This is a genomic window from Kitasatospora sp. NPDC059973 (genome assembly GCF_042737525.1).
In the GTDB taxonomy this organism is placed as follows: domain Bacteria; phylum Actinomycetota; class Actinomycetes; order Streptomycetales; family Streptomycetaceae; genus Kitasatospora.
The window spans coordinates 1-7,478 of sequence record NZ_JBHWUI010000252.1; the positions used below are offsets into that span (position 1 = coordinate 1).

Genomic DNA, 7,478 nt, shown 5'->3' on the forward strand with positions numbered 1-7,478 from the left:
GCAGTCATGACTGCCGCACGCCGCTCCCCCCTGCTCGGGACCGCCACGCCCGCGGACGGACCCGGTCAGCCGGGCGTCAGAGTGCCCAGACCTGGTCCGCGTACTCCGGGACGCAGTCGGACTGAGTCAGCTTGGGGCCCGGGGAGGTGTCGCCCGACCAGGCCACCAGGCAGCGGTCGCGGAAGGAGTTGCGGATCCGGTAGCCGTTGGCGACCTTCTGACTACCTACCGGCTGGCCGGACTCCCGCCTTCGATTCGGTCACGGATCATCGACGGAGCGTATGACGACCCGTCGATGATCCGGATTCGGACCCGTGCTCGCCGGAGCCCCGGGACGGCGAAGTGACCGGCCGGTAGGGTGCTGCTGCACGGACGGACCGACGGGAGTGGGGCACATGGGCGGCGACGGCACGGGGTTCTTCGAGTCGGCGGAGCACGCGGCCGCCCAACTGGCCGAAACCGGCTATCTGGCCTCCACCGCGGTGGCCACCACCGTCTTCCTGGCCGACCGCCTGGGCAAGCCCCTGCTGGTCGAGGGCCCCGCCGGGGTCGGCAAGACCGAACTCGCCAAGGCGGTGGCCGAGATCAACCGGGCACGCCTGGTCCGGCTGCAGTGCTACGAGGGCATCGACGAGGCCCGCGCGCTCTACGAGTGGAACCACGCCAAGCAGTTGCTGCGGATCACCGCCGGCCGGGACGAGGGCTGGGACCAGGCCCGCACCGACATCTTCGGCGAGGAGTTCCTCCTCACCCGGCCACTGCTGACCGCCATCCGCGGCGACGAGCCGACCGTGCTGCTGATCGACGAGATGGACAAGGCCGACGTCGAGGTCGAGGCCCTGCTGCTGGAGGTGCTGAGCGACTTCCAGGTCACCGTGCCGGAGCTGGGCACCATCACCGCGACCCGGCGGCCCTTCGTCCTGCTCACCTCCAACGCCACCCGCGAGCTCTCCGAGGCGCTGCGCCGGCGCTGCCTCTTCCTCCACCTCGACTACCCGGACGCCGAACTGGAGCGCCGGATCGTCCGGCTCAAGGTCCCCGGCCTGGACGCGACGCTGGCCGAGTCGCTCGTCCGGGTGGTCGGCGCGCTGCGGGCGATGGGCCTGCGCAAGGCGCCGTCGGTGGCCGAGACCATCGACTGGGCCCGCACCCTGCTCGCGCTCGGCGCGGACACCCTGGACGAGGCGGTGGTCCGGGACACCCTCGGGGTGATCCTCAAGCACCAGGACGACATCCTGAAGGCCACCCGGAAGCTCACCCCGGCATGACGGACCGCCCCGCCCCCGCGGCGGCCGCGACCACCGGGGCCGCCGACCTCGCGGCCCGGCTGACCGGGCTGGTCCGGGCCCTGCGCGGGCACGGGCTGCGGGCCGGTCCGGCCGAGACCGTCGACGCGGCGGCCGTCCTCGACCTGCTGGGCCTCACCGACCGGGAGCAGCTGCGGGCCGGCCTGGCCGCCGCGCTGCTGCGCTCCGAGGCACAGCGGGCCGTCTACGACGCCACCTTCGACCTCTTCTTCCCGCTCGGGGTGGGCGCCCCGGAGTCGGCCCGCGGCGGCCCGTCCCCGGACGGCCCCGAGAACGCCGACGACGCCCGGGCCGCCGCCCGCGATCTGGCCGACCCCGTGCGCGCGGACCTGCGCGAGCGCCTCGCCGCCGCCCTCGCCGCCGACGACCGGGCCGCCCAGGCCCGGCTGGCCGGCGAGGCGGTGGCCGCGTTCGGCCGCTACGGCGCCGGCTCGGCACCCGGCTCGGACGGCTGGTCCGCCCACCAGACCCTCGGCCGGCTCGCCCCCGAGACCCTGCTGGCCCGCGTCCTGGCGGCGCTGCGCGCGGGCACCGCGGCGGACACCCCGGCCGACCTCTCCGACGGCCTCCTCGCCGACGAGATCCGCCGCCGCGTCCAGGCCTTCCGCGCCATGGTCGGCACCGAGGCCCGCCGCCGGGTGGCCGAGGTACGCGGCACCGAGCGGATCGCCGAACGGGCCGTCGCACCCAGCGCCGACCGGATCGACTTCCTCGCGGCCGGCCGCGACCAGCTCACCGAACTGCGCCGCACCGTCCACCCGTTGGCCCGGAAGCTGGCCACCCGGCTGGCCGCCCGGCGGCGGCGCGCGGCCCGTGGGCAGATCGACCTCCGCCGCACCCTGCGCCGCTCGCTGTCCACCGGGGGCGTGCCGTTGCGCCCCGCCTACCGGCTGCGCCGACCGGCCCGCCCGGAGATCGTGCTGCTCTGCGACGTCTCCGGCTCGGTGGCCGGCTTCGCCGACTTCACCATGCTGCTGGTCCGCGCGATGAGCGAGCAGTTCAGCAAGGTCCGGGTGTTCGCCTTCGTCAACCGCACCGCGGAGGTCACCGAGCTGCTGGCGGGCAGCGGGGCCGATCCGGCCGGGCTGGCCCGGCGCATCCTCACCGAGGCCAAGGTGATGGGCCATCACGGCAACAGCGACTACGGCTCCGCCCTGGGCGAGTTCGCCGACCGGCACCTGGACGCGGTCGGCCCGCGCACCAGCGTGCTGATCCTCGGCGACGCCCGCAACAACCACCGCGACCCGAACCTGTCCGCCCTGCGCCGGATCACCGGGCGGGCGCGGCGGGTGTACTGGCTCAACCCGGAGCAGTCCTCGCTGTGGGGCGGCGGCGACTCGGCGGCGACCGCGTACGCGGAGGTGGTGGAGATGCACTCCTGCCGCAACGCCCGCCGGCTGGGCGAGCTGATCGCCCGGCTGCTCCCGGTCTGACCGGCCGGGGAGCGGCCGGCGCCGCCGGGCGCGGGCTCCGGCGCCGGTTCCGAGCCCGCGGGAGCGTCAGCCTCCCGGCCCGGAGCGTCAGCCGTCCAGCCCGCGCAGGAAGTCCAGCAGGGCGGCAGTGACCTCGGCCGGCCGCTCCTGCTGCGTCCAGTGGCCCGCGCCGGGGAGCGTGACGTGCCCGTACAGCCTGGGGGTGAGGCGCTCCAGGATCCCGCGCAGCGCGTCCGGGCCGATCAGCGCCGACACCATGTCCCGGTCCCCCGCCACGTAGAGCGCGGGCACGTCGATGCCGCGCCCGGCGAAGGCGGTGAGCAGTTCGTTGTTGCGGTCGATGTTGCGGTACCAGTTCAGCGGACCGGTGAAGGCGTGCTCGCCGTGCCCGGCGTAGTCGGCGACGAAGGCCGCGATGTCGTCCTCGGTGAGCCAGTCCGGCAGCTTCTCCGGCTCCGGGACGGTGTCCAGCAGCGTCTGCCCGTCGGGGACGACCCAGGCCTGCGGCCGCTCGGCGCCGGGGCGGTCGCCGGAGCCGCTGAACAGGACGCGGCGGAAGGTCGAGCCCGGGTCCCGGGCGAACTCGGCGTCGGCCACCCCGGGCCGCTGGAAGTAGATCTGGTAGAAGCCCTCGCCGAACCGCTCCCTGGACAGTGCGAGCGGCGGCAGCCCGGAGACCGGCAGCGGCGGCACGCTCAGCCCGGCGACCCCGCGCACCAGGTCGGGGCGGAGCGCGGCGGTCGACCAGGCGACCGGTGCGCCCCAGTCGTGGCCGACCAGCACCGCGGGCCCCTCGCCGAGCGCGGCGATCAGGGCCGTGACGTCACCGACCAGGTGGAGCAGGGTGTAGGCGTCGACGGCCGCGGGCCGCTCGCTGCGGGCGTAGCCGCGCTGGTCGGGGGCGACCACCCGGTAGCCGGCGGCGGCCAGCGGGGCGAACTGGTGCCGCCACGAGTACCAGCTCTCCGGGAAGCCGTGCAGCAGCAGGACGAGCGGGCCCTCCCCCTGTTCGGCGAGGTGGAGCCGGACGCCGTTCACCTCGATGTCGCGGTGCGTGATGTCGCCGTACGCGAGGTCCCCGTAGGCGGAGCCGGCCTCGCGTGCGGCGCCGTCCGCCCCGCCGCCGGTCCGCTCACCGCCCACCTGCCCGCCGCCGGTCCGCTCGCCGAAGGCCTCGCCGGTGTCCCTGGTCACGTCGCCCACCCCTGTTCCTCACGCCGTCCGAATCACCGCCGGACGGATGACGTCCGACCGGTCGCTATCCACCCTGCCCAGCGGAACGCCGCGGGAACCCCCGGATCTCCCCCTCCCTCGGCCGTGCACCGCGATGGCTCACCCGGCCTGCGCGAGCTTCTCCCGCGCGTCGGCGAAGTCCTCGGCGGTGGGAGCGTCGTCCTGGGTGAGCCGGTGGCGCCAGTACCCGGCGAACTCCACCGACGCCTTGGCCAGTCCGCGCTCCTCCGCCAGGTGGCGCCGGATCACCCGGACCGCCGAGGCCTCCCCGGCCAGCCAGGCGAACGGCGTACCGCCGGGCAGGTCGGCGGCGCGGACCGCGTCGGTCAGCGGACCGCCGGGGGCGGCGCCGTCGCGGTACACCCAGTGCACCGTCAGGTCGGCCGGGGTGGCCAGCGGCTGCCGCTCCGCCTCGTCGGCCACCTCGGCGTACACCACCGCCCGGATCCCGGCGGGCAGCGCCGCCAGCAGGGTGGCGATCGCGGGCAGCGCCGTCTCGTCCCCGGCCAGCAGGACCCAGTCGGCCCCGGCGGCGACGGTGGCGAGCGGGACGGGCCGGGCGTACAGCTCGGAGGGGCCGACCATGCCGAGCCGGTCGCCCGGCCGGGCGCGGTCCGCCCAGGCGCTCGCCGGGCCGCCGTCGCCGTGCAGCACGAAGTCGACCTCCAGCCGCCGGGTGCCGGGCCGCCGGCCGCGGACGGTGAAGCTGCGCATCCACGGCCGCTCGCCCTCCGGGACGGCCAGGTAGGCCTGGTACCAGCCCATCGGATCGCCGCCGCCGCCGGGCAGCACGGGCTCGGTCCGACCGGGCTTGGGGAAGCAGAGTTTGACCTGCTGGTCGGGGCTGCGGCCGACGCTGTCGTCGAGCGCGTCGGCCTCGAAGGTGATGCGGGCCGTCCGCGGGGTGACCCGCTCGACCGCGACGACCTGGATGTATGTGACGGGCAATGCCACCGTCGGACCCTCCGGTTTCGGCTCCACTGATAACCTTACGCCATAAGCGATTACCTCGACGAGGATACTTTACGGCATAAGGAGTTCGCTACCGTGACCGTCTTCGCGGGCCAGGGTGACGCCCACAGCTCGATGTCCCTGCTCTGGCGCGGGCCGGAGGAGCCGCGCACCGGGCGCAGCGGCCCCAAGCCCGCCCTCAGCGTGGACGCGATCGTGACGGCCGGGATCGCGGTCGCCGACGCCGAGGGGATGGCCGCGCTGTCCATGCGCGCGGTCGGCCAACGGCTCGGCCGCACCGCGATGGCCCTGTACACGTACGTACCGGGCAAGGCCGAGCTGCTCGACCTGATGCACGATCGGGTGCTCGCCGAGCTGCCGACCGGCCACGACCCCGCCGCGGGCTGGCGGGCCGCCGCCACCGCCTGGGCCGAGGAGGCCTTCACCTGCTACCTGCGGCACCCGTGGGTCCTGCAGATCTCCCAGGCCCGGCCGGTCCTCGGCCCGGCCGAGCTGGGCGCGATGGAGGCGGTGCTGCGGATCCTGGACGGCGCCGGCCTGGCACCCCGGCAGCTGCGCGGCGTGGTCGCCGCCCTCTGGCAGCTGGTCCGCGGCATGGCCCGGACCGCCGCCGAGGCCCGTGCCGCGGCCGTGGACACCGGGGTCGCCGACGAGGAGTGGTGGTACGCGCGGTCCACCCAACTTGCTTCCCTCGCAACGGACTTCGCGGAGCGCTTCCCACTGCTGACCGCGCTGGAGAGCGGCGGCGGCGCCCCCGAGGCCGGGGACGGCGCCGGTGACCTGGAGGAGCGGACCCGGGAGGCCTTCCGCACCGGGCTCGCCGTCCTCCTCGACGGTGTCGAGGCGGCCGCCGCCCGGTCGTAGCGCCCGGCGGGCCCACCGGCGCTGTCCGCTGCCCAGGTGACGGTTGGTCTGAGCGGGTACGTCCGGTCACCGTTCAGCGTAGGCGGGTGCTCCACCGGTCACCCTGGTCGCACGAGCTGTCGGACGCTTCGACTATGTCTTCCTTCAACCGACTGCTCACCCGCGTCCGCCGACGGGCCGGCGCCCTGGCCCTCCCCTGTACGGTGCTCTCGACCCTGGTGCCGGTCCTCGCCCTCGGCGCCGGGGCCGTCCCCGCCGTGGCGGCGCCGCTGCCCGGCGGCCTCGGCCCGTGCGTACCGGGCAGCTGCCCGCCCAGCTACCCGACGTCGATCAACAACCTCCCGTTCACCGGCCGGGACAACGGCATCAACATCTTCGTCGGCAACCAGTTCCAGGTCGCCGGGCGCGCCGCCGAGGCCGAGGGCCGCGTGGTCGTCCTCGACAGCTTCGCCCAGGCCAAGGAGGCCGGCGTCAGCTCCATCTACAACATCGGCATCGCCGGCGTCGGCTCCCGGGTCCCCCCGCCGGACGGCGCCGACTTCCTCACCACCGGCGGCGGCATCACCATCGCCCCCGGTCAGACCCTGGTCGCCGAGGGCGGCGTGGTCCGGCACGCGGGCACGGTCACCGGCACGGTGACCGGCACCCTGGTCACCGACCCCGACGCCGTCCGGCCCTACAGCGGACTGCGCGACCAGCTCACCACCGCGTCCGACTGCTACGCCCGCGTCGGCGGCACGCCGCGCACCCCGACCGGCACCGCCGTGAACCAGGGCGGGCAGACCCTGTTCACCGGGGACGGCAGCTCGGCCCTCCAGGTGTTCAACGTCGACTTCGACCTCACCGGGCCGACCGGTGGCCAGCAGGGCATCGTCTTCGCCGGCATCCCCTCCGGCGCCACGATCCTCGTCAACGTCCTCGGCGCCACCCGGGCCCTGAACACCTACAGCGGCGGCATCAACGACACCGACGACCCGCTCAACGCCTACCGCGACCACCTGCTGTGGAACTTCCCCGACGCCACCGCCGTCACCCTGGCCGGCACCGGCCAGTTCCAGGGCAGCTTCCTGATCGGCCGGCAGGCCTCGCAGACCACCGTCACCCTCGCGGGGATCAACGGCCGCTTCTTCACCACCGGCTCGCTCACCCACACCAGCCTCCCCGTCGGGGGCGGCGGCCAGGAGTTCCACTCCTACCCGTTCAACGGCGACCTCCCCTCCTGCACCACCCCGCCGGTCACCGGTGAGGTCCGCGTCCTCAAGACCGACGCCACCACCGGCACCCCCCTCGCCGGCGCCGTCTTCGAACTCTGGCACGAGACCAACAACACCCCCGGCCTCCAGACCACCGGCATCAACCCCGACACCCAGCTCGGCGCCACCTGCACCACCCCCGCCAACGGCATCTGCCGACGCACCGTCGACACCGGCACCTACTACTGGCGCGAAACCACCCCACCCACCGGCTACGACCTCCCCACCGACCCCGTCTTCGGCCCCCTCGTCCTCACCCCCCAGAACGCCACCACCGGCGTCCAGGTCACCGCGGCCGACCAACCCCACACCCAACCACCCGTCACCGGTGAGGTCCGCGTCCTCAAGACCGACGCCACCACCGGCACCCCCCTCGCCGGCGCCGTCTTCGAACTCTGGCACGAGACCAACAACAC

At 74.9% G+C, this 7,478-nt stretch carries 6 protein-coding genes; 4 read left to right on the forward strand and 2 right to left on the reverse strand.

What is annotated here, in order from left to right; all coding sequences use genetic code 11:
• Positions 1-395 precede the first annotated feature (395 nt).
• Both ACFWA9_RS36730 and ACFWA9_RS36735 read left to right on the forward strand, forming a co-directional pair.
• Positions 396-1,268, forward strand: coding sequence for a MoxR family ATPase (locus ACFWA9_RS36730; RefSeq protein WP_329486104.1), 873 nt, complete (start codon positions 396-398; stop codon positions 1,266-1,268).
• Positions 1,265-2,740 (forward strand): VWA domain-containing protein, encoded by a 1,476-nt coding sequence (locus tag ACFWA9_RS36735; RefSeq protein ID WP_380393486.1) that lies wholly within the window; start codon positions 1,265-1,267, stop codon positions 2,738-2,740. The genes ACFWA9_RS36730 and ACFWA9_RS36735 overlap by 4 nt, the downstream gene beginning before the upstream one ends.
• A gap of 87 nt (positions 2,741-2,827) precedes the next feature.
• Here ACFWA9_RS36735 and ACFWA9_RS36740 read toward each other — a convergent pair whose 3' ends face one another.
• Both ACFWA9_RS36740 and ACFWA9_RS36745 read right to left on the reverse strand, forming a co-directional pair.
• Positions 2,828-3,799, reverse strand: a complete 972-nt coding sequence (locus tag ACFWA9_RS36740) for an alpha/beta hydrolase (RefSeq protein WP_359812449.1) — start codon at positions 3,797-3,799, stop codon at positions 2,828-2,830.
• 273 nt (positions 3,800-4,072) lie between these two features.
• On the reverse strand, positions 4,073-4,927 hold the full coding sequence (locus ACFWA9_RS36745) for a siderophore-interacting protein (protein ID WP_380393489.1): 855 nt from the start codon (positions 4,925-4,927) through the stop codon (positions 4,073-4,075).
• A 93-nt stretch (positions 4,928-5,020) separates the two neighbouring features.
• Between ACFWA9_RS36745 and ACFWA9_RS36750 the strand changes: the two genes are divergently transcribed.
• Positions 5,021-5,809 carry a TetR/AcrR family transcriptional regulator gene (locus ACFWA9_RS36750; RefSeq protein WP_380393492.1) on the forward strand — a complete coding sequence of 263 codons (789 nt, stop codon included), beginning with the start codon at positions 5,021-5,023 and terminating at the stop codon, positions 5,807-5,809.
• 134 nt (positions 5,810-5,943) lie between these two features.
• The coding region (locus ACFWA9_RS36755) for a choice-of-anchor A family protein (protein WP_380393495.1) at positions 5,944-7,478 on the forward strand (1,535 nt) is incomplete at its 3' end.

Excerpts from the sequence above, each read along its gene's own strand:
- ACFWA9_RS36735 (WP_380393486.1), top strand. The coding sequence starts at position 1,265 with ATGACGGACCGCCCCGCCCCCGCGGCGGCCGCGACCACCGGGGCCGCC.
- ACFWA9_RS36730 (WP_329486104.1), top strand. The coding sequence starts at position 396 with ATGGGCGGCGACGGCACGGGGTTCTTCGAGTCGGCGGAGCACGCGGCC.